Raw genomic sequence first — 23,084 nt, 5'->3', positions numbered from 1 at the left:
ATTGGTTATCTTTTGATAATCTCATTATTGCACTGAATTGTCTTTAATGCTTCCTGAAGTTTTTCCACTACCCTTGATAAAGCTAATATTGAATTTGTTGTATCGAATTCTTCAATATCCAAGGAATGATTTGCATTTTGGACAATCTCTATCTTTAAATTTGAGTTACTTAATTTTTCAATTTTATTTGAATTGAAATGATAAAATAAACGAAGTGCTAATTTCACTTTAATAGAAATCGGCACTTCGTTTATTCGCTTTACGTTATCGTGTCACTTTTGAATCCAAAATTGATACTCTAATTAGTTTTAGTACTCTAAAAGCGAACCAGTTATTTATAATCAGGTTATTTTTTCTTGTTAAGCATAAATGTGGAATTTTCCACTTTAGGTGTAAGGCAATGTAACGTTTACAACCAGCAACGATATGTGTAACTGCAAAAAAAAACGCGCAATTTTTGTGGTAAAACTTTTGTATAAAATTAAGTCTTTAAATTGATATAGCTTTAAGTAGTAATAACGAATATACTTTATATTAGGAAAACTTTTTTTATTTCCACAAAAAAATTACATATAGTATTGGAATAGGTGTGTTCGTTTAATAGCGAATACTTAATAGGGAAGTCGGTGAAAATCCGACATGGTCCCGCCGCTGTAAGGGTGAGCCTCATGCAAATAAGTCACTGGAATATCCGGGAAGACGCATTGGAGCGATGAACCTAAGTCAGAAGACCTGCCTGTTCTAAAAATGCTGTTAACCTACGGGAGATAGGGAGGTGTTGGAGTGCTAGGAGATAAATTTGATCTAAAACTATGAGCATTTCTAACCTTTTTAATTGGGTTAGGAATGCTTTTTTGTATTTCAGTATTTTTAATAGTTTAAATTCTAAAAATGAAGGTGATTAAACATGTTTATTAAACAAAGTAAGATACTACGGAATTTTCTTGTTCTACTAGTAATTCTCGCGAGTTTTATTACTGGGTGTAGTAACAAAGCAAAAGAACAAGATAATGCGTCTGTTAAAGATCAATCAAAAGTTGTTACATTTTCCATGACTGGAGATATAGGCGACTTAAATCCACATACATATTTTCCAAATGAGTTTTTCTCCCAAGCTATGGTATATGAGTCACTTGTTTACTACGGGAAGGGAGGGGAAATTCAACCTTGGTTAGCAGAAAGCTGGAATATTTCGAAAGATGGCAAAGAATATGTATTCCATCTGAGAAAAGATGTTGAGTTTTCTGATGGTTCGAAGTTTAATGCAGCAATTGTAAAGAAAAACTTCGATACAATTTTAGATAATCGCAAACAACATGAATGGGTAGAGTTAATCAACCAAATCAAAAATACAGAAGCATTGGATGAATATACTTTTAAACTTACATTGAACAATTCTTATTATCCAACGCTTCAAGAATTAACTTACATAAGGCCTTTGAGGTTTGTTGGAGAAGCTGCTTTTCCTGACAGCCAAGACACATTTAAAGATGGACTTAAATCTCAGATTGGTACAGGTCCGTGGGTACTTAGCGAATATAAGAAGAATGAGTATGCGGTTTTTAAAAGAAATGAAAAGTATTGGGGTACTAAACCTAAAGTAGAAAAGGTAGTTGTCAAAGTCATTACAGACGGAGAATCTAGAGTATTAGCTTTTGAGAAAAACGAACTTGATTTTATTTTTGGTAATGGGGTCATTAGTCAGGATTCTTTCCAGTTTTTAAAGGATTCAGGGAAATATGAAACTAAATTATCAGAGCCTACTGCTACAAGAACGTTACTATTTAACACAAACAAAGAAGCAACTAAAGATCATAAAGTGCGTTTAGCACTCAATTATGCTTTCAATAAACAGGCAGCAATCGATAATATTTTTTATGGTATGGAAAAAAAGGCAGATACACTGTTCCCACCTGTATTGGATTACACAAAGATTGATATAAATCCATATGACTATGATATTGCGAAAGCAGAACAGTTATTAGATGAAGCAGGCTGGAAAAAAGTAGAGGGTAAAGCGTTTAGAGAAAAAGATGGAAAAGAGCTGCAACTGGAATTCTTATTTAATAGTACTGATAACATCCAAAAGTCGATTGCTGAATTTGTACAAGGTGATTTTAGAAAACTAGGAATTGATATTAAGTTAACTAGTCAGGAAACGAATACTTTCTGGACAACTGCATTCCAAGGTAATTACGATATATTATTTACATCAACATGGGCCGTACCTTTTGACCCGCATTCTTATTTAGCCTCAATTACTACAGATTCGGAAAATGGTGGTCCAGATTATACTGCATTATTGGGATTACCAGAAAAGAAGGAAATAGACGAGAAAATTAAAAAAGTACTTTTAACTACAGATGAAAAAGAAAGAAAAATGATGTATACAGATATTTTATCAACATTACATGATCAAGCAGTATACTTACCGATATCTTACCAATCAAATGTAGCTGTATATCACAAGAATATTAGCGGATTAGATTTTTTACCTCAAGAAGCTGAGGTACCTTTAACTACAATTGATGTTAAATGAAGCAAGAATTATTAATAATAACTTAAGGAGTGCTACATGAGTTGGTTTTTAGTTAAACGTCTCTCAAGTCTAATTCCAATATTATTAGGAATCTCCATTATTACTTTTATTTTATTGCACTTAATTCCTGGAGACCCAGCAGTAGCTTATTTAAGATTGTCGAATATTCCCCCAACCGACGTGGCTGTGACTGACTTGCGACTCGAACTCGGATTAGATAACCCTTTATATATTCAGTATTTTGATTGGTTGGTGAAGGTGATTCAACTGGATTTGGGGATCTCTTATCTGTCCAAAAATGCAGTCTCGGACGAAATTTTGTTGCATCTAGTACCTACAATTCAGCTAACAATTACTGCGCTTTTCTTTATTGTAGTTATTAGCTTACCAATTGGAGTGCTTTCGGCTATCTACAAAGGAAAATGGATAGATCAATTTAGTAGAATAATAGCTTTTGTTAGTGTTTCAATGCCTACATTTTGGTTTGGTTTTCTCTTGATTTATTTTTTATCCGTAAAGTTAGACTTTTTCCCTGTTTTGGGTAGGGGGACACTAGCGCATTTAGTCCTTCCTTCCTTAACACTTGCTTTTGGCTATATCGGCACGTATATACGATTACTTCGAGCTAGTGTGCTAGAAAATTTGAATGAGCCGTTTGTTGTATATGCTAGAGCGAGAGGTTTGCGGCAAAGGCAAATTATTAGTAGGCATGTTTTAAAAAAATCCATCCTACCTGTAGTAACCGCACTTGGTATGAGTTTTGGGAATATGTTAGGCGGAGCAGTAATTGTTGAAACGATTTTCGCTTGGCCAGGCATGGGACAATTGTTCGTCTCCTCTATTTTAAATCAGGATTATCCTATGATTCAGGGCTGTGTATTGTTTATGAGTGTAATTTTCGTGTTCTGTAATCTCCTTGTGGATGTTACTTATTCCTTCCTGGATCCACGTATACGATTGGAGGAAGGGAAATGAAATTAAATATAAAGATGCAACGAACGCTACTAAATCATAAGCTCATGATAATTAGTAGTATCATTATTTTAGGTATGATTGGGGTTGCACTCTTTGCTTCTTTTTTGGCTCCTAATGACCCAAACCTTGTTGATATCGCTCAAAAACTACAAGGTCCTTCATCTCAGTTTCCCTTAGGAACGGATCATCTAGGGAGATGTATATTATCGCGATTAATCTTTGGAACTCAGACCTCTCTGGGTACAGCTATCCTTGTTATGGGATTCATGATGATTATTAGTGTTCCACTTGGCATAATTGCGGGCTTTATAGGTGGTAAGGTAGATTATCTATTTATGAGAATCTGTGACATTCTAATGGCATTCCCAAGTTTTCTGCTTTCATTGGCATTAGTAGGGATTTTGGGACCAGGTCTTTTTAATTTGATCTTAGCAATGGTTCTTGTTCAATGGGTTTTTTATGCTCGTGTCATTCGAGGAATGGTACTCAGTGTTAGGGAACAAAACTATATAGTAGCAGCCAAAATATGCGGTACACCAAAGTTTGTTATTATAATGAAACATATTTTACCCGCTATCATTTCTCAAGTTGTTGTTTTAGTTTTTATGGACATTGGAGGAGTTATTTTAGCTATTTCTAGTCTTTCATTTTTAGGTCTTGGAATTCAACCACCAGAGGCAGAGTGGGGCATGATGATTAATGATAGTAAGTCATTTTTTAGAAATTATCCTTCCTTGATGTTGTACCCTGGGATAATGATCTTCATTGTAGTTATTGCCTTTAATTTGTTTGGTGAAGCTTTGAAAGATGCTTTAGACATGAAAAGGGCTGGAGGGGGCGTAGAATGAGGCATCAACCGATTTTGACTGTAAATAATTTGAATATATCTGTTTCAACACCTCTTGAAGTGGTTCATCCGGTACGTGATGTTAATTTTGCGCTCCAGTCCGGGAAAGTGTTAGGTATTGTTGGAGAAAGTGGATCAGGGAAAACGTTAACGTGTATGTCTTTATTAAGACTTTTACCTGAAAATGTAAAAGTTGAGTTTGGAAGTATTAATTATAGAAATCAAAACCTTTTAGAATGTTCAGCAGAAGACATTAGGAAAGTACGGGGAAATGATATTGCTATGATCATGCAAAATCCTATGATCGCCTTTAATCCTGTAAGAACAATTGAAAGTCATTTTATTGAAACAATTAGAACGCATTTACCTATTACAAAGCGACTAGCGAGAAAAGTAGCTGTAGAATATCTTGAAAAAACGGACCTTCCTAATCCAAAGGCAGTATTAAAGCAATATCCATTTCAGTTAAGTGGTGGAATGCTGCAACGAGTAATGATTGCGATTACCATGTCTTTAAAACCATCTATCCTCATTGCAGATGAACCGACTACTGCCTTAGATGCGACAAATCAACTTCAAGTTTTGAAACAATTGGATAAGTTAAAGAAAGAATATAATACAGGTATTTTATTAGTAACCCACGATTTAGGGGTGATTGCTCAATTGGCCGATGAAGTAGCTGTGATGTATGGTGGCTATATCGTTGAGAAGGCACCAGTGTTGAAGTTATTCAATCAACCAATGCACCCATATACTCGAGTCTTGTTAGAGTCAAGGCTTGGATTAACACGAAAAAAGATACAAAGTGTTAGCCCTTTAAGTACATATTCAAAAAATAACGATAAAAAATGTCCATTTCTAGATAGGTGTGAAGAAGCAAATCATTCGTGTATAAGTTACAATCTTGAGTATAGAGAGTATGAAAAAGATCATTTTGTACGCTGTGTAAAGATACATGAAAGTGTAGGTAATTGAAGAATGAGTTTACTAGTATTGAAAAATATAAAAAAATCATTCTTTCTCAAGAACTCGGTTTTTGAGAAACGTAGATCGATAGAAGCGGTTAAGGATATCTCACTTACTTTGGAACAGGGAGTTTGCTTAGGAATTGTCGGAGAAAGCGGGTCAGGCAAAAGTACATTAGGAAAGATTATTTTAGGACTTGAAAAGCCGGATCAGGGAGAAGCCTGTTTTTTAGGGAAGAATCTACATAATTTGAACTCAAAAGAATTAAAAGAGTTACGCCAAAATCTCCAAGTGGTCTTTCAGGATTGTTATAGTGCGGTTAATCCAAGACTTACTATAGGTGAAAGTATTGCTGAGCCATTAAGAAATTACAAAAGGCTCTCGTCGGCAGAAGAGGAAAAGCAAGTGCTGGAGCTTTTGAAGAAGGTCGGGTTAAGGCGGGAAGACATACATAAATACCCTTCTCAGTTCAGCGGAGGGCAGCTACAAAGAATCAATATTGCTAGAGCAATTGCCCTTAAACCAAAGTTAATCATACTTGATGAGGCTGTAAGTGCATTAGATGCCCTCGTTCAAATACAGATATTAAATCTTTTGGCACAATTAAAGGAAGAATTTCAACTTTCATATCTTTTTATTTCTCATGATTTACAGGCGGTCAATTACATAGCTGACTGTTTAGTTGTGATGCATCAAGGCGAGATTGTTGAAAGGCTAGATGATATGGAGCAGCTTGAACAATTAGCAAATCCTGTTTCTAAAAAGTTGTTATCCTCTGTTCTACCTCCGTTTCCTGGGTATATGAAATGTGAGGAAATATAATTATTAATACATTTTACTAAAAAGTTAATAGTAGATAATGAAAAAGACTAAGCCAAAATGGTTTAGTCTTTACTATTTGCATTCAGTTGATATTTTTTTAATTAGTAGCAACCTGTTTGTAATACTTTAGTCGTATGAAATCGAGGGTAGGTACTAACAAAACCAAGTAAAAACGTAGCAAGATAGGATAGAAAACATACCTATCTTGCTACGTTTTTTTGATGAAATAAGCGATAAAATGGAACTTGTATGAATAAAGCTACCTGATTTTACTTATTCTTGCTTTTTAAAGTCTGGCTTAACGTTCATAAAAAGAGTAAATCCATCATTCACTTGTACTTGCTTTCGTAACTCGTTGAACTTATCCGTTAACTCTTGACCGGTATAACCTGCTTTTGTCAGTTGCTCCATAATGAGCGTTTTATATTTCTCGAAAACAGGATCAATAATGGGCGTAATTATTAGTGCACCATTCACCTTAGAAATTTGAACCTCATCAATTAATGAAAATTCTTCATAAAACTCTTCAGGAATTCTAATCTCGCGATCTGTAGAAATTTTTACTTTTTTCGACTGGGCATCATATCCCAACTCATTCACCCCCATATTATGATATTCTAATAATAGGGCTAAATAGAATATTTTTACTAAAATTTAATGGAGGTTAATATGAGACTTTTTCATGTAAGTGAAGAAAGAAGTATCGGAGTTTTTGAGCCTAGAATACCTTCCCGTCAGGATTTAGATCAGACAAAAGGGCTCGTTTGGGCAATTAATGAAAAATGTCTACCAAATTTCTTGACGCCAAGGAATTGCCCCCGTGTTTGTTTTCATATTAATGCAGAAACAACAAAAGAAGATAAAACTCGATATCTTTCATCTAGCTCCAGCAATCATGTAGTAGTTGTTGAAAACAAATGGCTACAAAAAATGAGAGATACAAAGCTATATTTATATGAATTTGATTCAATGGAATTTAACTTACTTGATGAAAATGCAGGATATTATGTTAGCGAAAAGAAACAAGTTCCGATTAACTGTATGGAAATAACCGATTTGATTGAAGCGCTTTCTAAACGAAATGTAGAACTAAAAACGGCAGAAAGTCTGTGGGAACTTCATGATGAAATTCTACATTCGACTTTAAGTTTCTCAATGTGCAGGATGAAATTTGCTACCCCTAGAGGTTACTAACAATAGTTGAATGGAGGATGAAAACTATGAAACAGATAATTGCACTTGGGGGCGGCGGATTTTCAATGGAGCCTGAAAACCCATTATTAGATTCTTATATTCTTAGTCAGTCGAAAGAGGATAATCCGAAAATTTGCTTTATACCTACAGCAAGTGGTGATGCTGACAATTACATAGCAAGGTTTTATGATTTTTTTAAAACTCAAAATTGCAAACCAACTCATTTATCTTTGTTTAATCCACCAACTAGAGATTTAGAAGACTTCATATTAAAGCAAGATATTATTTACGTAGGTGGAGGAAATACAAAAAACCTATTGGTTCTATGGAGAGAATGGGGTCTAGATAAAATCTTAAAAAAAGCATGGGAAAAGGGTATTGTTCTTGCTGGTATTAGTGCAGGAGCTATTTGCTGGTTTGAAGAAAGCATTACAGATTCGTATGGAGATGGCCTTGAACCAATTCAATGTTTAGGATTTTTAAATGGAAGTCATTGCCCACATTATGATGGAGAAAAAGATAGAAGACCATCTTACCATCATTTTATTAAATCACAACTCATCAAAGCAGGCATAGCAGCTGATGACGGTGTGGCGATACATTACATTGATGACGAAATAGCTAAAATTGTTAGCTCAAGACCTAAAGCAAAAGCGTATCAAGTCATACTTGAAAATAAAGTTGTAGAGAAACAATTGCCAACCGAATTCCTAGGTAAACTTTAAGGAGTTATAGTATCTCAATAATATAGGAGGCTCCTATGAAGACAGTTATAGTTTATTGGAACGGTCATAGAGTGAAACTCACATGGAAACCAAATTTTCAACTAGATGAGTTGTGCATCGTAACTAGTGTCCATGCAATCTGTTTCCAAGATAACAAAGTGCTACTTTCTAAAATTAAAGACAGAGGATTTAGCTATCCAGGTGGTCATATTGAAAGTGGCGAATCTACTGAAGAAGCGATACATCGTGAAGTGTATGAAGAAGCTTATGTTAAAGGTGATATTACATACCTAGGTGCAATTGAAGTCAATCATGACGAGAACCAATCATTTGTCCCGGGTGGTAAATACCCAATGATAGGCTATCAATCTTTTTACAGAATGAATGTTAAAGAATGCTATCCATTTTTACGTGAAAATGAAGGTATTGCACGTATATGGGTAGAGCCATCTGAAATTCCTTATATCATTGATGATCATGAATTGGCTACGATGATATTGGGTGAGGCAATTCATTTTGTGAGCTCCAGCAATACTTAGATGGAAATATTTTTTATGGAGATGAGTGCAATAGAATCAAAAAAATTGATTTTGAACCACTATGAAAATTCAATCCAGTATATTGCGAAATTAACAAGGTTAACTGATGATTGTTGGCTTAAACCTATTGCAGAAAGTAAATGGTCAGTTTGTGAAATTGTAGGGCATTTAGTGCCATGGGACAAGTTCGTAATGGAAAAAAGATTACCTTACTTGCTAAATCTAAAACAAGAATTAGAAAGCCCAAATGTTCTAGAGATGAATCAAATTGCAGCGTTAGAGAGTCTGAATATATCTAAAGATGAAGGTATTAAAAAATGTATACTGACAAGATTAAAATTAGTAAATGAGATAATAAAGATTCCTGCAAGTGAAATTAATAAAGAATTGAATATAGGCACAAGTATATTAACTGTTACTGCATATTTTAAAGGTCTGATAGTACATGATTTACATCACTTTCAACAAATTGATGAGTTTTTAAATAAATGTGATAAGAAGCAACATTGCAGTCATGTACCTTGTCAAAAAGGAGTGATTACTTGAACTCTGTTACCACAGCAAATTTAGAAAATATAGAGGGAATAGTAAAGCTCGATTGCGAAATCATAGGCAATATGAGTAGAAGGAAACATATCGAAAAAATCGTAGGAGAAGGCCGTTGCTTAATTATTAAAGAGGAAGACGAAGTTCAAGCGTTTTTACTATTTGATACAAATTTTTTTGAATGTAGTTTTATATCGTTAATCATTGTTTCTAAGTCGGCAAGAAGAAAGGGATATGCAACAGCTTTAATCAGCTCTTTTGAAAACATTGCACCAACTCAAAAAATATTTTCCTCAACAAACCAATCAAATACCAATATGCAAAAGGTGTTTGAATTTAATGGATTTGTACGTAGTGGCTACGTTGAAAATTTAGATGATGGGGATCCTGAGATTATTTATTTCAAGTTAATTTAGCGAATATACTAATTAGTAATGAATGGTTCAAATTATACTTTGAAGCAAGATAGAAGGGGATAGGGATGACAATTTATATTGCTTTTTTAAGAGGTATTAATGTAGGTGGCCACAATAAGATTAAAATGGCGGAACTAAAGCAAATGTTTGAGAAAATGGGATTCAAACGAGTAAAAACGTATATACAAAGTGGCAATGTCCTTTTCGAATCGGATGAGAAAGAACAATTTATACACGAGCACATTGAGCATGAAATTAAGGCGGTTTTTGGGTTTGCAATTAGTGTTGTTTTAAGGACTTTCAGCGAGTTGGAACGGATTACTGAGGAATGTCCTTTTTCGAAAGAAGCGATTATGGCTGCAGAAGCATCGTCAGAAGGGGAGAGTCTTTATGTTGCTTTACTACTCGAAGTTCCTTCACAGGAAAAAATTGAAAGGCTGAGTGCCTTTAGAACCGAATATGAAGACTTTCAAGTTGAAGGCCGTGAAGTGTATCTCTTATTAAGAAAAAGCATTCGTAATTCCAAGCTGGCGATCAATGTGCAAAAGCTTGGTGTTCCAGTAACAATACGTAATTGGAAAACGATGAACAAGTTGACGGCTTTAGCGAAAGAAATTGAGGCATAATTTTTGATATGAGTTGTATAAGAATGATTGATAGATAACGGCGAAATAAATTATAAATTATTCACTTGTAAAACAACCAAAAAATAAAGGGGCTGTCTAATAAATCCGATTTTGACTCAAGAATAATGAATGATATTAAGGTACAGTCAAATGAAGAATCTCAACTAAATTTATATTTCCAAATAGAAGCGATATTAAAAAGGGAAAATGTATTGAAGTTTTTGACTCATCGAAAGCATTGGCTGTACGTTTCTGATGATAGTCCATTTACAAATATCCATATGGATGCTCAAGGGAAGCTAGATTATTAGATTATCGACGTATTTATAAGAAAACTGAAGTGAATACAGTAATTGAGGATGAATAAGGGGGAATATCAATGAAAAGAGTAGATGTTGTATATGCCGCAATCTGTAAAGAGGAAACCGATGAAATATTAATGGTACAAAATGAAAATATGATATGGACATTACCAGGTGGTGCAGTTGAACAAAACGAAACACTTGAGCAGGCACTAATTCGTGAAGTAAATGAAGAAACGAATCTACAGGTTGAAATGGGTACACTCATCGATGTAAGAGAAAAGTTTTTTGAAGATCGGAATCATCATGCATTGTTATTTACGTTTAAAGTAAAAGCATATAGCGGGGAGATAGTGGTGAATTTTCCAGATGAGATACAACAAATTAAATGGATGTCTTTTGAAGAAGCAGATCAACATATGACTTATTATCTAAACGGCATAGCATCTACTTTAGATTTTGATGGGCTATATATTTCTCAATGAGAATAGTAAGTCATTTTTATTGAAATTTGCACAAATGGTATTATATGTTATATCGAATTGGTGTTTTAATGGTAGGACTTATAATTGTATCCATGTAATTTAGATTATATGGATAAAATGCGAGACGATTGTGAGAAAAGCATGAATTAGAGAAATAATAAAACGAGGTAATGTAATGATAAAAAAGATTGATATTACTAATCTGAAAATTGCGTGAACATTCAAATCCCTTCGTACAAGGTAGAGGCTGAAATTATTGACTACTATGATAGACCAGGGGGGATGAAGCCCCCAAAATGATGATATAGGCATAAAAATGTTAAGAAGTAAAAAAGACCGGGTGCATGAAAGTAGCTTAAAAACTATCTAATTTGAGTACGTGAAAAAAATTCATCAATATACAAAAATCTAAATATGATGATATAATTTTTAAGGAAGGAGTTGGTTTTTTTGGGAATAATAAAAAATGCTAAAGGAATAAAATTACTAGCATGTTTATTAGTTAGTTTATGCACTATTAATTATTCATTTATTTCCTCCGCGGAAACACTAACAGATAATTCAGCTGATGCAACAAAAAATCCTAGTGGTATTGATACTGGAATAGCAAATCTAAAGTACAATAATCAAGAGGTTTTAGCAGTAAATGGTGATAAAGTAGAGAGTTTTGTTCCGAAAGAAAGTATCAATTCAAATGGTAAATTTGTAGTTGTTGAACGTGAGAAAAAATCACTTACAACTTCACCAGTCGATATTTCGATTATTGATTCTGTGGCTAATCGCACTTATCCAGGAGCCGTACAACTTGCAAATAAAGCTTTTGCAGATAATCAGCCTAGTTTATTAGTGGCTAAGAGAAAACCTTTGATTATTAGTATAGACTTACCTGGCATGAGAAAAGAAAATACAGTAACTGTCCAAAATCCGACATACGGCAATGTGGCTGGAGCAGTAGATGATTTAGTATCTACTTGGAATGAAAAGTATGCATCAACACATTCGTTACCTGCAAGAATGCAGTATACAGAATCTATGGTGTATAGTAAATCACAAATCGCAAGTGCTCTTAATGTTAACGCTAAATATCTTGATAATGGGCTGAACATTGATTTTAATGCGGTTGCAAATGGAGAGAAAAAAGTGATGGTTGCGGCATATAAGCAAATATTTTATACCGTAAGTGCTGAACTACCTAACAATCCATCCGATCTTTTTGATAATAGTGTTACTTTTGATGAGTTAACTCGTAAAGGGGTAAGTAATGTGGCCCCGCCTGTTATGGTGTCAAATGTAGCGTATGGTAGAACAATTTATGTGAAATTAGAAACAACATCTAAGAGCAAAGATGTACAAGCTGCCTTTAAAGCTTTACTTAAGAATAATAGCGTCGAAACGAGTGGACAGTATAAAGATATTTTTGAAGACATTACCTTTACTGCTGTAGTATTAGGCGGAGATTCAAAAGAGCATAACAAGGTTGTTACAAAAGATTTTAATGAAATACGAAATATCATTAAAGATAATGCAGAATTAAGTCTTAAAAATCCAGCATACCCAATTTCATATACAAGCACTTTCTTAAAAGATAATGCAACGGCTGCTGTTCATAACAATACAGATTATATTGAGACTACAACTACAGAATATTCAAGTGCTAAAATGACGCTTGATCATTACGGTGCATATGTTGCTCAATTTGATGTATCTTGGGATGAATTCTCATATGATGAAAATGGGAAAGAAGTACTAACACATAAAACATGGGATGGAAGCGGCAAAGACAAAACGGCTCATTACTCTACCGTTATACCGCTTCCACCGAATTCAAAAAATGTAAAAGTCGTAGCGAGAGAATGTACTGGTCTTGCATGGGAATGGTGGAGAACAATTATTAATGAACAAAACGTTCCATTAACAAATGAAATAAAGGTTTCAATTGGAGGAACAACGTTATACCCAACTGCTAATATTAGTCATTAGATAAAAATGAAGCGCCCTGTTTAAAGGGCGCTTTTCTCGTATGGTGTTGCCAAAAATCTTTATTGCAGATTTAACGGTAGTACCTAATACATGCATAATAGATGACTTAAATGGATATTCATCGATTAATAGTACACCCTAAATATTTTAGAAAAGGCATTGCCAAGATGTTATTGGATTTCATTGAATGCAATATAGAAGGTATCAAAACAATAATCGTGACAACGGGTTCTAAAAATTTCCCAACCGTAAATTTCTATGAAAAAAAATTCTCTAAAATTGGAGAAATAAAGGTATATGAACGTTTATCATTGATACTAACTTTAAAAAGCAACTTTGAAGAACAGATACTTGTAAATGTATTAAATTGCAGCTCTTAATTAAAAGGTCAAAAAAGGAGAGAAAAAATTGATTATTGTACCTTCAAATGAAATTTTACAGCAGTGGGTTGAAGATTATGTACCTAAAAAAGACTTATTCTTTATAGCAGAAGGTGATACTGAGAAACTCCTAGGACATTTGCGAAATGTACTTATTATGCCATCAACAGAATTTTTCAATCATACGTCATATACACAAATTGAATTAATGAATAGCTATGAATATTGGAACATAAAAAATGCATCACTCGTGATTGTGGCACAACCAGACTGGATTGTTGGGGTGGCTGAAGAAATTAGGACGTTCTTGTTACAGTGTCAAGTTAAAATAGAACGAGGTATGGTGCTGCCAAAAACCTTTATTGCAGATTTAACGGTAGTGCCTGAAGCTTACATAATAGATGACTTAGTTGTTTTACAACGTAGTATGTGGGAAGGCATGTCTCAAAGCAATAAGAAAATGATAATTAAAAAAGTTGCTGAGTGGTGGGAGGATGGTGCTTGCGAAGAAGTGCCAGAAGATCTACCGCCGCATTTAATGCCTTATGCTAATACATATGCGACAACTGCAGGTGCCAATTGTTTAGCGGCTGCATTATATGCAGTAAGTGATAAAGAAAGTGAATGGTTATTGCAAGAATGGGTCCACCAGCAAGCCTTTTTAAATGGATTGGGGCAGCTTGGCTATACGGTGTATGAACAGGATGAAACGCTAATTGCGGGTGATGTAGTCGCATGGGTCGATATAGATGAAGTAATCCAACATGCATCGTACTATGTTGGCAATAACCTATTTTTCAATAAACAAGGACAAACCATTTTCAATGCTTGGAAAATCAAGAAGGAAGCAGATTTAATGAAAGACTGGTCAAGTATGCAAATGAAGATCTATCGTAATTTTGATAAAAAAAGTAATAAAATTTAAAGTAGATGCTTAGCAGAGCAATCTTCTTTTATTTTATTTCTTGATTAATAATAGCTTAAAGAGGGAGAGGTAATATATGAAAATCATTGGATTAATAGGCGGCATGAGTTGGGAATCGTCAGCAGAATATTATAGGCTCATTAATGAAGAAGTAAAGAATCAATTAGGTGGTTTACATTCAGCGAAATGTATATTATTTAGTGTTGATTTTGAGGAAATAGAGAGGTATCAATCAATAGGGGATTGGAAAAGTGCGGGGCTTGTTTTAGCAAATGCAGCAATCTCTTTAGAGAAGGTAGGAGCTGACTTTATTGTTATATGTACGAATACAATGCATAAAGTCATTGATTTGATAGAAGAAAAGATACAAATACCAATTTTACATATTGCAGATACAACTGCAATTCAGATTAAAGCAAATAGTATTCAAAAAGTTGGTCTACTTGGTACCAAATTCACGATGGAACAGGATTTTTATAAGTCACGTGTGGAGCAATATAATATTCAGATCATAGTACCAGCAGAAGAAGAACGGGCTATTATCCATCAAATTATATATGATGAATTATGTTTGGGGATTATAAAAGAAACCTCTAAGAAAAAGTATTTAGATATCATCGATCGACTGGTCGAAAGAGGAGCAAAAGGCATTATTCTGGGCTGTACAGAAGTAGGTCTAATCATCAAACAACAGGATACTAAGATACCTTTGTTTGATACTACTAAAATTCATGCTATTGAGTCAGTCAAACTGGCATTGCAATAAGAGTATGCAATTTGAGACTATACTGTAATAAAAAAACGCTTAGCACATGAATGAAATTAAGGAGAAATCGAATGGAAAATAATGCTTTTATTCTTGAAACCGAAAGATTATATGCGAGGGAACTAGTACAAAATGATTTTCAAGATTTAGCGGATATTTTACAAGATGAGAGAGTCATGTATGCATATGAACATACATTTAATGATCAAGATACTCAAAATTGGCTGGTTAGACAGCAATCAAGATATCAAGAAAATGGATTTGGATTATGGGCGATTTTATTAAAAGGAACAGATACAGTGATTGGACAAGCTGGATTAACTATGCAACAAGTTGGAAATAGAGAAGTGTTAGAAATTGGTTATTTATTTAAACATGATTTTTGGAATAAAGGGTATGCAACTGAAATGGCAGATGCTTGTAGAAAATATGCTTTTAATATTTTAAAAGCTCCAGAAGTATATTCAATAATAAAAGATGATAATATTGCTTCTCAAAAAGTAGCTATGAGAATTGGCATGCACATTGAAGAAGAGTTTATTAAGCAATATTACAATGGCGATATGGTGCATTATCTTTATAAAGTTGAAAATAAGTTGTGACTCCTAATTTGTAGATTAGGAGTTTTTCTATTTTTGTATAAAAATGTTTAAAAAGGTATAACTTCGTGACTATAAATATGATATGATAGCTTTTCTCGGTAAAAGGAACCTATCTTTTGAACGATAGTGATAAGCCTCAAATACCTAGTAAAACAAAGATTTAATTTGAAAGGATGTTAAATATGCAATTACATCATAGACTAAAAGTATTTAACTTTTTGTTCTTTGGAATGCTTGCGCTATTTGTTCCGTTTTTACCAGTTTATCTAGGTGAGAGAGGTTTATCGCCAAGTGAGATAGGGCTTGTGGTAGGTACGGGTGGATTTGTAACAATATTTACGCAGCCATTATGGGGATTCATCAGTGATAAGACGAAGACGATTAGAAAAATATTATTATTGTTATTATTTTTAGCTAGTTTATTTGGCTATTTCTTGTTTAGCGTTGATGGATTCTTGCTATTAGTCGTATTTGCGATGTTCGTCTACTTCTTCTTAATGCCGATCGACCCGTTAATGGAAAGTTTGAATTTTACAGTAGCAGAAGCAGCAAAAATTAGTTACGGTTCAATTCGTACATATGGAGCATTAGGTTATGCGGTATTAGCACTTGTTACCGGATATATTATGTCTTACTTTGGCAATAACAGTGTCGGTATCCTTTTTGTTATATTAGGGATTATTGGATTCCTTATTATATGGAAAATGCCCGATGCTCCAACTTCTTCTAAACCAGTTACCATTGCAGGTTTGAAGAGTTTTTTAAGTAATAAACAAACATTATCGTTTTTATTATTAGTATTTATCTGTTCGGTACCTGCTCGTATGAATGAAACGTTTTTAGGCGTACATATTCTGTCATTAGGTGGAAGTACAAAACTAGTTGGACAAGCATTTTTCATCTCTGCGGCAAGTGAAATTATCATCTTTGCTCTTAGCTTTTGGTGGCTTCGTAGTGGAAAAGAACTACTAATAATAACGATAGCAGCATTTTTCTTTTTTGTACGATTCTTTGTATCAGCGTGGATTACAGACCCGCAAATGTTAGCACTTGTACAATTACTACAAATGCTTACTTTCCCAATTTTTTATACAGCAGCGATTCAGTATTTATATCGTATTGTACCGGTAGAGTGGAGAGCGACAGGGCAAACGGTTTTGGCACTATTATTCTTCGGAATATCAAGTATCGTCTCATCATATGCAGGTGGCTTCCTATATAACTCTCTAACAGGTCAACATTACTATCTAGTGATCTCAGGGATTTCTCTGATAGGTACAATATATGGGTTAGTGTCGTTATTTGTTAATCGTAAAAAGATAACGGTTGATTAGTGAAGTGAAAACCTCCTTTTATCTTTTGATGAAGGGAGGTATATTGTTGAGGAAATTAATATAATTGATGTGGTAGTAGAAAACACATTATTTACAATCTTTATAAGCCAATGTTACTTATTTTTGGCAGGTACTAGTTCTATCATTCATGAAGTAATTAAGAACCGAATTTAAATATATGTTCAAATGAATGAGAGTATTCAGAGAGGTACTGCTATAACTATATACCGATAAAATAAAATTGAGGAATATTATTGATTTGAAAAACGAAGTAGCTACACTTCACGCTGAAGCACAACGAGAAAGGGAGTATCCAAAAAAAGTTGTAAAAGTAGGCTAAAGTGATTTGGTCTACTAACCGAACAATCAAGTGTTCTTTTAATACATAAAATAGGTTTTTTTCTCTCTGAAACTTTAAAAAGCATTGCCGAAATAGTGAATATTGTGGTATCTTCAGTATCTACGACTGATATTGTACGTCAATCATACATAGGGGAAAATGGAGTTTTTAAAATTTGGAAAAAAGGTTCCATTATTATTGATATGAGTACAACAGATGCAGAAACTGCAATCGATTTGGCAATACCAGCTGATGAATTAGGTTTATTATTGTCAGACTATTGGCGAAACTGCTGGTGCAGATAACGGTACACTTACTATTATGTTAGGTGATAATATTCAAAAATGAGAGAAAATTCGTTCAATATTAGAAGTGTTAGGTGAAGAAATTTTTACATAGGTGAAAACAGTTATGGGTAAATTGCGAAATTTGTCTTAATATGGAGAATCCTTCGGAGGAAGATAGTTTAGTAGAAGCTTAGATTATTACTAAACAGTTTGAGTCGAACAAGGAAAAGTAGCGAAAGTGTTAATAATAGGCACAGCTAACCGTGTATTAAATATTCCAGGGAGATATTTGAACAACAAATATTATAATGTTTTATTTGTTTTTGACCAATACACAAGTATAACTGGTTAACTACAAGAAAAACACTATTTTAGGAGTACTATCGTTTATTGGATCTATCGGCTTTCAAATAAATGAATCTGCTAAAACAACAGTAAAAAGAAATCTAGATGCAACAGCTGCTTGTCAAACATTGAAAGAATTAGCATCGGTGGCTATCAGTAGTGGAGATTCAAAGGTGATAAAAGAGAAATAGAGGTGGATAACTTGAAAAAATTATTAAGTTGGAAAATACAGTTAATCGTATTAGCACTTGTAGTTGTAGCTGAATTTATTGGGATTAAGAACTTTGACATTGGTATTGGAGTAGTTGCACTTTTCCCTATGCTTTATGCATTAATAATCGGTGCAGTTATTAGTTTACCTAAATTGAAGTTGTTAAGCGAAAAAGATATGAATATCGCAGCTAACATTTTAGGTATTTCATTTATGTTATTCGTGGCTAAACTTGGAACTTTGATGGGACCTTCATTGCCACAACTAATGGATGCTGGATTGTCGTTAACTCTACAAGAAGTAGGGCATTTCTTTGGGACAATCGTGTTTGGTTTACCAATTGCATTGTTAATGGGGATGAAACGTGAAGCGGTAGGTGCTACCTTCTCAATTGACCGTGAACCAAACCTTGCAATTATTGCTGAAAAATATGGTGCTGATTCTCCTGAAGGTCGTGGAGCATTAGGTGTTTATGTGTGTGGTACATTATTTGGTGCCATTTATTTAACGATTTTAGCTAGTGTTCTAGCTAATTCTGGCTGGTTCCATCCAATTTCACTAGCAATGGGTGCCGGTGTAGGTTCAGGAAGTATGATGGCTGCAATGACTGGTGCACTTGCTATTATATTCCCAGAATCCGCTAATGATATTGCGCTATTTGCTGGTGCTGCAAACTTAATTACAACAATTGTTGGAACTTATGTATGTATCTTCTTTTCACTACCGGTTACTAATTACCTATACAGAAAATTGGAACCAATTTTGGGTAGAAGATCTAGAAAAGCTGAAAACAAAGCTTAAGTTCTTTAGAAGTGGGGGAACGGACATTCATGTTAGATAAAATATATACATTTATTATCATCGGTGCAATTGCAATTATAGGAAACTGGGTAGGCTATGATGTATCACCTATTGATGCCTTACCTGGTATGCTTATTATTGTTGCAATTACGGTTTGTGGTTTTGCAATTGAAAAAATATTACCAATTAAATTGCCAGTAGTTATTTGGGTTTCATTTCTTGCCTTGTTAGTGACTTCACCAATTTTTCCGGGAAATGAAACAATTGTAAAAGCAACAAGTCAAATTAATTTCATGGCATTAGCAACACCAATCCTAGCTTATGCTGGTTTGTCTTTCGGTAAAGACTTGAAAGAGTTTAAACAGCTTGGTTGGAGAATCGTTGTTATTTCTTTAGTTGTTTATACTGGAACATTCTTATTAGCTACTTTAGTTGCTGAAATCGGCTTTAGAGTTACAGGGAAGTTTCATTAGTAGAAAAAGACCTTTCAATTATCGATTAATCGATAATATGAAAGGTCTTTTTTTGTTATGAACTAGTAAAAAAGAAAATAGTCATACAAAGATAGAGATTTTGTTTATAGAAATATATACCAATTATTGTTACTATTTGATTGGGAGGGGTAGAGATGAGCGTTTATTTAGAAAGATATAGCGATAGATATATGTCACAAATTGAGTGTTATCAATTAACTGATGAACAATTACAATTTACAGGATCACCAGTAGAATCTATCTTCGTAGCAAAAAGTGATGAGGATCGTTATCCGATTTTAGTTTTAGATGATGAAGAAATAGTGTCGTACTTTGTTCTACATATGAATGAAGGGGTCACGCCTTATTCTAATAATCAAAAAGCTATATTACTTAGAACATTTTCTACAGATTATCGCTACCAAGGAAGAGGCTATGCGAAACAGTCATTATTAGAACTACCAAGGTTTGTGAAAATGAATTTTCCGGAAATAACAGAGGTTGTTTTGGCTGTAAATGTAAAGAATATTGCCGCTCAAAGCTTATATCTAAAATGTGGATTTGTTGATGAAGGGGATAGAATCATGGGAAGCCATGGTGAGTTAATCATTATGAGTAATAGAGTAATATAACTTCAAAGATTGTTGTCTTATTTCAATTACATTTCTTCTTTTTTTATTGGCTCCATTTAATGACATTGTTGATATTTGACTATCTATAACCAAAAATACTATTGATAGAGTTTGTTTAATAATTTTCTGTGATAAAAGAAGAACCGCTTGCTCTTAGTTAAGAAAAAAGCAGAAAGAGGAATTCGTGTGAAAAAAATAATCGTTGGTCTTGGTTTAGTATTGCTCATAGCGTATATTAGTCGTGAATTATATGCCACATTCCTAACCAAGTCATTGTATGAAGTCACAGATTCAACATTCAACACTGGAATTATAGACGAACAATCGCTAGATTACATGTTACTAGTGGAGTATCCAACATTGGATTTATTTGAAACAAGGGATAAACAGCAAGTACAGCAATTTTTAGAACAATTATTACAAATGGAAGTTAGAGCTGCTGTGCTAGACATAAAGGAAACGGAAAAACATTACAAACTTGTCTTCAGAAGTGATGAAAACGATGAAATCATGACGTTTATTTTATATGATAATAAATATGCAGAAATGCGGAATCAAATGGGCGTCATCGGAAGTACGGCGTATATTCGAACGGTAGATAATACATTTTTCGAACAATTTTATCCGTTACTATCTAAATAAGAACCATTACAAATCGAGGGATATGCTTTCTTATTCGCTAATAGAAAAAATAAGAGTTAAAAAAAGTTTGGGTAACTATTGATACCATAGACGCTTTCATCGAGTTGTTAGCCACTGCCATCAACAAATGCGTTTTACCAACACCGGGTTGACCAATTAATGCAATGCTGTTTTGGCGAATGCCTTTGATATCAAGGCTATCAAACACAATCAAATTCCGACAGGCTTAACAAGTCGTTCGATGGGGTCACAAAATTTTTAGAGAAAAAGACAAACCAAATTGAGGTTTGTCCTTTTTTGTGTTATATCATGAACCATCTATAACAATATGTTGATAAGATAGCTTTCAGCCAAAATTAAATCATGTACAACATAATATCTTCATAAGTTCAAGAACGAATTAATCCCTAAACTCTTTAGAATTGCATAGTAAACAGTTCGAAATTGCACAGACTCGTAAAGCCTTAAATTAATTATCCTAAAAAGAGTTCCTCACCATACCACTTCTCCATAGCTGTGGTTGAAATTATCCATTCGCCACGTTTTCCTTCAGGTTTAACGAAATACTTTAATAGACCTTCATTAATAAATGCCTGTATTTCTTCTTCATTTCGTCCTATCTTTAAATCGTTCTTGTAAGGTGTTATAAGATATGCCCCAACGATAAGCAGCTTCAGTTGGAGTCATATAATTGTTAATATCCATTATCTTTCCTTACAACCTCATAAACAGAATACAGCTAAAGTGATAAAAGAGAGGTTATATAATCATTGTATATTTACTTTGTGGGAAAACAATTATTGAAGTAAAATTGTAATATCCAATAACAAATGATTTACAACGAAAAGATAGAAGAGAGGAATTATGATTATGGATTATTATGATTTTGTTCTTTTTCCAATAGAAAAAGACCCTGAAGAAGTATTAAATGAAACATTAGAAGTTTTACATAGTGGGGTTTTAGAGGGCTCGATGAATTATTTTAAAATTGCAGATGAACTAGTTGATTATTATGGTGAACATTTATTAGCTAGGGTACCAGCAGCGAGTTATCCTAGTGATACTTTAGAGGCGGATACACATTATTTTTGTGCTGGTGTTAATATTTTTGTGAAAGAGTCTGTGCCTTTGTTAAATGATACATTGGAAAAATGGCGACAATCAATTGAAAAGGAAGAGGAACCCATTCGTTTTGATAAATGGGGAGAAATAAATGATAAACAAGAGATTTTGTTTAATTTACAAAAAGGATTAGAGTGTATTGAAAAACTAAAAACAGGTAAATACCTTTTATTTTTCATAGGTTTATAGGTATAAGAATTTACTGATAAGTGTGTGGATTATGTAAAATGTTCTAATTTCACTATTTTTAACGCTTTTTTATTATATAAATAGTAATATAAAGCTTTGGAGGTGGAATTATTGAATAAAAGTAAAATTAATACTTTTTGTAAGTTTTTTGTTGTATTCACTATGTTCTTATTATTTTATCTTATTCCGAATAATTTAGGTGTATCTGCAAAAGAATTAGTAGAAGAAAAGGATATAAACATAAAAGTACATAATGGTGATGAAGCAAAATTATTGAAGACTTCGTCTTCAAAAGCATATTTATTGACAGTAGATAGTTATCCCTTGGCTGGAGGGATTTCAATAGGAGTTTCAACAAAAGGTTCCGCTATGCAACAAGTGACTGTAAAAATTACCGCTTATGGAACTAACGGAAGTATTGATTCAAAAACCGGGAAAGTTTCATATCAAGGGATAACGAAGAAAGTGAAAACATTTTATAATGTTCAACCTTGGACAAATAAACAAATTGCCTTTGTTGATTTACCTGTACGATCTTTAAATACAAAATATAAATTTGAAATTACAGCAAGAACTAAAAAGGGTGATTTAAACAAAGGTAGTTCAACAGGGTATTATCATGTTAAAAAAAATAAATATTCTAACTGGAATAAAGGAACATTCGTTTCTACACCAGCTTCTATCGAGTTTCATAATAAAAAACATGGTAAAGATAAGTATGTACAAGCAGTAAACATTGAAGATTATTTAAATAAAGCGAAAGCTTTTCATTCAAAAGTAAAAAAGCTGAAAAAAAGTTCCAAGAATTATAAATTAACGGTCACAAAAGGTGGCAATTCTAAAGGGAAAAAAGTTCTTCCTTCTAAAAAAGTAACTCAAAGAAATCCTAAAGGCAAATATGCTCTTATGCATAATAGTAGTAAAGATAGTTATAGATTATTGAGTTTTGGTGGAAATTAATATGAACCACAAATTGCCGGCGATGCTAATACACCAAAAGTAAGTTTTGATTTTGTTGCTTACACTGTTGAAATTCGAGGAAACGATAAAGAATTGCGTTACTCTAAAGTGGC

General features: G+C 33.5%; 27 protein-coding genes, 2 pseudogenes and 1 riboswitch. Of the genes and pseudogenes, 25 read left to right on the top strand and 4 right to left on the bottom strand.

Going from position 1 to position 23,084, the window contains the following annotated elements; genetic code table 11:
• Window positions 1-5 precede the first annotated feature (5 nt).
• Window positions 6-203 (bottom strand): annotated as a pseudogene (locus MHH98_RS14695) (hypothetical protein); the annotation flags it as partial.
• A gap of 365 nt (window positions 204-568) precedes the next feature.
• Window positions 569-754, top strand: a riboswitch (cobalamin riboswitch).
• Between the two features lie 153 nt (window positions 755-907).
• Between MHH98_RS14695 and nikA the strand changes: the two are divergent.
• Genes nikA through MHH98_RS14670 form a run of 5 tightly spaced genes read left to right on the top strand, consistent with a single transcriptional unit; the run spans window position 908 to window position 6,149 of the window.
• Window positions 908-2,539, top strand: coding sequence for a nickel ABC transporter substrate-binding protein (gene nikA / locus MHH98_RS14690; protein ID WP_340713144.1), 1,632 nt, complete (start codon window positions 908-910; stop codon window positions 2,537-2,539).
• A 36-nt stretch (window positions 2,540-2,575) separates the two neighbouring features.
• On the top strand, window positions 2,576-3,514 hold the full coding sequence (gene nikB / locus MHH98_RS14685) for a nickel ABC transporter permease (RefSeq protein WP_340713142.1): 939 nt from the start codon (window positions 2,576-2,578) through the stop codon (window positions 3,512-3,514).
• Entirely contained in the window at window positions 3,511-4,362 is an 852-nt protein-coding gene (nikC, locus tag MHH98_RS14680) for a nickel transporter permease (protein ID WP_340713141.1), read from the top strand. Before nikB ends, nikC begins: the two co-directional genes overlap by 4 nt.
• On the top strand, window positions 4,359-5,336 hold the full coding sequence (locus MHH98_RS14675) for an ABC transporter ATP-binding protein (RefSeq protein WP_340713139.1): 978 nt from the start codon (window positions 4,359-4,361) through the stop codon (window positions 5,334-5,336). The genes nikC and MHH98_RS14675 overlap by 4 nt, the downstream gene beginning before the upstream one ends.
• 3 nt (window positions 5,337-5,339) lie before the next feature.
• On the top strand, window positions 5,340-6,149 hold the full coding sequence (locus tag MHH98_RS14670) for an ABC transporter ATP-binding protein (RefSeq protein ID WP_340713137.1): 810 nt from the start codon (window positions 5,340-5,342) through the stop codon (window positions 6,147-6,149).
• 273 nt (window positions 6,150-6,422) lie between these two features.
• Here MHH98_RS14670 and MHH98_RS14665 read toward each other — a convergent pair whose 3' ends face one another.
• Window positions 6,423-6,740 carry a hypothetical protein gene (locus MHH98_RS14665; RefSeq protein WP_038190129.1) on the bottom strand — a complete coding sequence of 106 codons (318 nt, stop codon included), beginning with the start codon at window positions 6,738-6,740 and terminating at the stop codon, window positions 6,423-6,425.
• 78 nt (window positions 6,741-6,818) lie between these two features.
• Here MHH98_RS14665 and MHH98_RS14660 point away from each other — a divergent pair, with 78 nt between their 5' ends.
• The 18 genes from MHH98_RS14660 (at window position 6,819) to MHH98_RS14575 (ending at window position 20,700) form a co-directional block, all read left to right on the top strand.
• The gene (locus MHH98_RS14660) at window positions 6,819-7,343 is read left to right on the top strand and encodes a DUF6886 family protein (protein ID WP_038190126.1); all 525 of its coding nucleotides are present in this window, start codon (window positions 6,819-6,821) and stop codon (window positions 7,341-7,343) included.
• A 26-nt stretch (window positions 7,344-7,369) separates the two neighbouring features.
• Window positions 7,370-8,068, top strand: coding sequence for a Type 1 glutamine amidotransferase-like domain-containing protein (locus MHH98_RS14655; RefSeq protein WP_340713135.1), 699 nt, complete (start codon window positions 7,370-7,372; stop codon window positions 8,066-8,068).
• A gap of 35 nt (window positions 8,069-8,103) precedes the next feature.
• Entirely contained in the window at window positions 8,104-8,607 is a 504-nt protein-coding gene (locus MHH98_RS14650; protein WP_038190120.1) for an NUDIX domain-containing protein, read from the top strand.
• Between the two features lie 15 nt (window positions 8,608-8,622).
• Window positions 8,623-9,153: a DinB family protein gene (locus MHH98_RS14645; RefSeq protein WP_340713134.1), complete on the top strand. Its 531-nt coding sequence runs from the start codon at window positions 8,623-8,625 to the stop codon at window positions 9,151-9,153.
• A complete protein-coding gene (locus tag MHH98_RS14640; protein WP_038190117.1) occupies window positions 9,150-9,569 on the top strand; it encodes a GNAT family N-acetyltransferase in 420 nt (139 codons plus the stop codon). Before MHH98_RS14645 ends, MHH98_RS14640 begins: the two co-directional genes overlap by 4 nt.
• Before the next feature lie 65 nt (window positions 9,570-9,634).
• Window positions 9,635-10,195, top strand: coding sequence for a DUF1697 domain-containing protein (locus MHH98_RS14635; protein WP_038190114.1), 561 nt, complete (start codon window positions 9,635-9,637; stop codon window positions 10,193-10,195).
• Between the two features lie 379 nt (window positions 10,196-10,574).
• Window positions 10,575-10,982, top strand: a complete 408-nt coding sequence (locus MHH98_RS14630; protein WP_053417053.1) for an NUDIX hydrolase — start codon at window positions 10,575-10,577, stop codon at window positions 10,980-10,982.
• Between the two features lie 441 nt (window positions 10,983-11,423).
• Window positions 11,424-12,962, top strand: coding sequence for a thiol-activated cytolysin family protein (locus MHH98_RS14625; protein ID WP_340713133.1), 1,539 nt, complete (start codon window positions 11,424-11,426; stop codon window positions 12,960-12,962).
• 110 nt (window positions 12,963-13,072) lie between these two features.
• The gene (locus MHH98_RS14620) at window positions 13,073-13,342 is read left to right on the top strand and encodes a GNAT family N-acetyltransferase (RefSeq protein WP_340713132.1); all 270 of its coding nucleotides are present in this window, start codon (window positions 13,073-13,075) and stop codon (window positions 13,340-13,342) included.
• A 28-nt stretch (window positions 13,343-13,370) separates the two neighbouring features.
• Complete coding sequence (locus MHH98_RS14615; protein ID WP_076033928.1) at window positions 13,371-14,267, top strand: hypothetical protein; 897 nt, start codon at window positions 13,371-13,373, stop codon at window positions 14,265-14,267.
• 76 nt (window positions 14,268-14,343) lie between these two features.
• Window positions 14,344-15,033, top strand: a complete 690-nt coding sequence (locus MHH98_RS14610) for an aspartate/glutamate racemase family protein (RefSeq protein WP_076033927.1) — start codon at window positions 14,344-14,346, stop codon at window positions 15,031-15,033.
• 71 nt (window positions 15,034-15,104) lie between these two features.
• Window positions 15,105-15,635, top strand: a complete 531-nt coding sequence (locus MHH98_RS14605) for a GNAT family N-acetyltransferase (RefSeq protein ID WP_076033926.1) — start codon at window positions 15,105-15,107, stop codon at window positions 15,633-15,635.
• Between the two features lie 182 nt (window positions 15,636-15,817).
• Window positions 15,818-16,969 (top strand): MFS transporter, encoded by a 1,152-nt coding sequence (locus tag MHH98_RS14600; RefSeq protein ID WP_038190083.1) that lies wholly within the window; start codon window positions 15,818-15,820, stop codon window positions 16,967-16,969.
• A gap of 381 nt (window positions 16,970-17,350) precedes the next feature.
• Entirely contained in the window at window positions 17,351-17,614 is a 264-nt protein-coding gene (locus MHH98_RS14595; RefSeq protein WP_081730147.1) for an NAD(P)-binding domain-containing protein, read from the top strand.
• 529 nt (window positions 17,615-18,143) lie between these two features.
• Window positions 18,144-18,953, top strand: a complete 810-nt coding sequence (locus MHH98_RS14590; RefSeq protein WP_038190064.1) for a DUF3100 domain-containing protein — start codon at window positions 18,144-18,146, stop codon at window positions 18,951-18,953.
• Between the two features lie 29 nt (window positions 18,954-18,982).
• Window positions 18,983-19,426 carry a hypothetical protein gene (locus MHH98_RS14585; RefSeq protein ID WP_038191098.1) on the top strand — a complete coding sequence of 148 codons (444 nt, stop codon included), beginning with the start codon at window positions 18,983-18,985 and terminating at the stop codon, window positions 19,424-19,426.
• Between the two features lie 155 nt (window positions 19,427-19,581).
• Window positions 19,582-20,058, top strand: a complete 477-nt coding sequence (locus MHH98_RS14580; RefSeq protein ID WP_038190061.1) for a GNAT family N-acetyltransferase — start codon at window positions 19,582-19,584, stop codon at window positions 20,056-20,058.
• A 186-nt stretch (window positions 20,059-20,244) separates the two neighbouring features.
• Window positions 20,245-20,700: a hypothetical protein gene (locus MHH98_RS14575; RefSeq protein WP_076065123.1), complete on the top strand. Its 456-nt coding sequence runs from the start codon at window positions 20,245-20,247 to the stop codon at window positions 20,698-20,700.
• 37 nt (window positions 20,701-20,737) lie between these two features.
• Here MHH98_RS14575 and MHH98_RS14570 read toward each other — a convergent pair whose 3' ends face one another.
• Window positions 20,738-20,908, bottom strand: coding sequence for an AAA family ATPase (locus MHH98_RS14570; RefSeq protein ID WP_412104701.1), 171 nt, complete (start codon window positions 20,906-20,908; stop codon window positions 20,738-20,740).
• A 265-nt stretch (window positions 20,909-21,173) separates the two neighbouring features.
• Window positions 21,174-21,405 (bottom strand): annotated as a pseudogene (locus tag MHH98_RS22130) (helix-turn-helix domain-containing protein).
• Between the two features lie 165 nt (window positions 21,406-21,570).
• Here MHH98_RS22130 and MHH98_RS14565 point away from each other — a divergent pair.
• Both MHH98_RS14565 and MHH98_RS14560 read left to right on the top strand, forming a co-directional pair.
• The gene (locus tag MHH98_RS14565) at window positions 21,571-22,011 is read left to right on the top strand and encodes a hypothetical protein (RefSeq protein ID WP_143690968.1); all 441 of its coding nucleotides are present in this window, start codon (window positions 21,571-21,573) and stop codon (window positions 22,009-22,011) included.
• A gap of 111 nt (window positions 22,012-22,122) precedes the next feature.
• Window positions 22,123-22,971 carry a hypothetical protein gene (locus MHH98_RS14560; RefSeq protein WP_076033923.1) on the top strand — a complete coding sequence of 283 codons (849 nt, stop codon included), beginning with the start codon at window positions 22,123-22,125 and terminating at the stop codon, window positions 22,969-22,971.
• Window positions 22,972-23,084: the final 113 nt, after the last annotated feature.

The sequence above is a fragment of the Viridibacillus sp. FSL H8-0110 genome (assembly GCF_038003565.1).
In the GTDB taxonomy this organism is placed as follows: domain Bacteria; phylum Bacillota; class Bacilli; order Bacillales_A; family Planococcaceae; genus Viridibacillus; species Viridibacillus arenosi.
Note: the sequence above shows the minus strand (reverse complement) of the source record. Positions and strands in the feature narration are given on the sequence as shown.

Excerpts from the sequence above, each read along its gene's own strand:
- nikA (WP_340713144.1), top strand. The coding sequence starts at position 908 with ATGTTTATTAAACAAAGTAAGATACTACGGAATTTTCTTGTTCTACTA.
- nikB (WP_340713142.1), top strand. The coding sequence starts at position 2,576 with ATGAGTTGGTTTTTAGTTAAACGTCTCTCAAGTCTAATTCCAATATTA.
- nikC (WP_340713141.1), top strand. The coding sequence starts at position 3,511 with ATGAAATTAAATATAAAGATGCAACGAACGCTACTAAATCATAAGCTC.
- MHH98_RS14675 (WP_340713139.1), top strand. The coding sequence starts at position 4,359 with ATGAGGCATCAACCGATTTTGACTGTAAATAATTTGAATATATCTGTT.
- MHH98_RS14670 (WP_340713137.1), top strand. The coding sequence starts at position 5,340 with ATGAGTTTACTAGTATTGAAAAATATAAAAAAATCATTCTTTCTCAAG.
- MHH98_RS14660 (WP_038190126.1), top strand. The coding sequence starts at position 6,819 with ATGAGACTTTTTCATGTAAGTGAAGAAAGAAGTATCGGAGTTTTTGAG.
- MHH98_RS14655 (WP_340713135.1), top strand. The coding sequence starts at position 7,370 with ATGAAACAGATAATTGCACTTGGGGGCGGCGGATTTTCAATGGAGCCT.
- MHH98_RS14650 (WP_038190120.1), top strand. The coding sequence starts at position 8,104 with ATGAAGACAGTTATAGTTTATTGGAACGGTCATAGAGTGAAACTCACA.
- MHH98_RS14645 (WP_340713134.1), top strand. The coding sequence starts at position 8,623 with ATGGAGATGAGTGCAATAGAATCAAAAAAATTGATTTTGAACCACTAT.
- MHH98_RS14635 (WP_038190114.1), top strand. The coding sequence starts at position 9,635 with ATGACAATTTATATTGCTTTTTTAAGAGGTATTAATGTAGGTGGCCAC.
- MHH98_RS14630 (WP_053417053.1), top strand. The coding sequence starts at position 10,575 with ATGAAAAGAGTAGATGTTGTATATGCCGCAATCTGTAAAGAGGAAACC.
- MHH98_RS14620 (WP_340713132.1), top strand. The coding sequence starts at position 13,073 with ATGGATATTCATCGATTAATAGTACACCCTAAATATTTTAGAAAAGGC.
- MHH98_RS14610 (WP_076033927.1), top strand. The coding sequence starts at position 14,344 with ATGAAAATCATTGGATTAATAGGCGGCATGAGTTGGGAATCGTCAGCA.
- MHH98_RS14605 (WP_076033926.1), top strand. The coding sequence starts at position 15,105 with ATGGAAAATAATGCTTTTATTCTTGAAACCGAAAGATTATATGCGAGG.
- MHH98_RS14600 (WP_038190083.1), top strand. The coding sequence starts at position 15,818 with ATGCAATTACATCATAGACTAAAAGTATTTAACTTTTTGTTCTTTGGA.
- MHH98_RS14585 (WP_038191098.1), top strand. The coding sequence starts at position 18,983 with ATGTTAGATAAAATATATACATTTATTATCATCGGTGCAATTGCAATT.
- MHH98_RS14580 (WP_038190061.1), top strand. The coding sequence starts at position 19,582 with ATGAGCGTTTATTTAGAAAGATATAGCGATAGATATATGTCACAAATT.
- MHH98_RS14565 (WP_143690968.1), top strand. The coding sequence starts at position 21,571 with ATGGATTATTATGATTTTGTTCTTTTTCCAATAGAAAAAGACCCTGAA.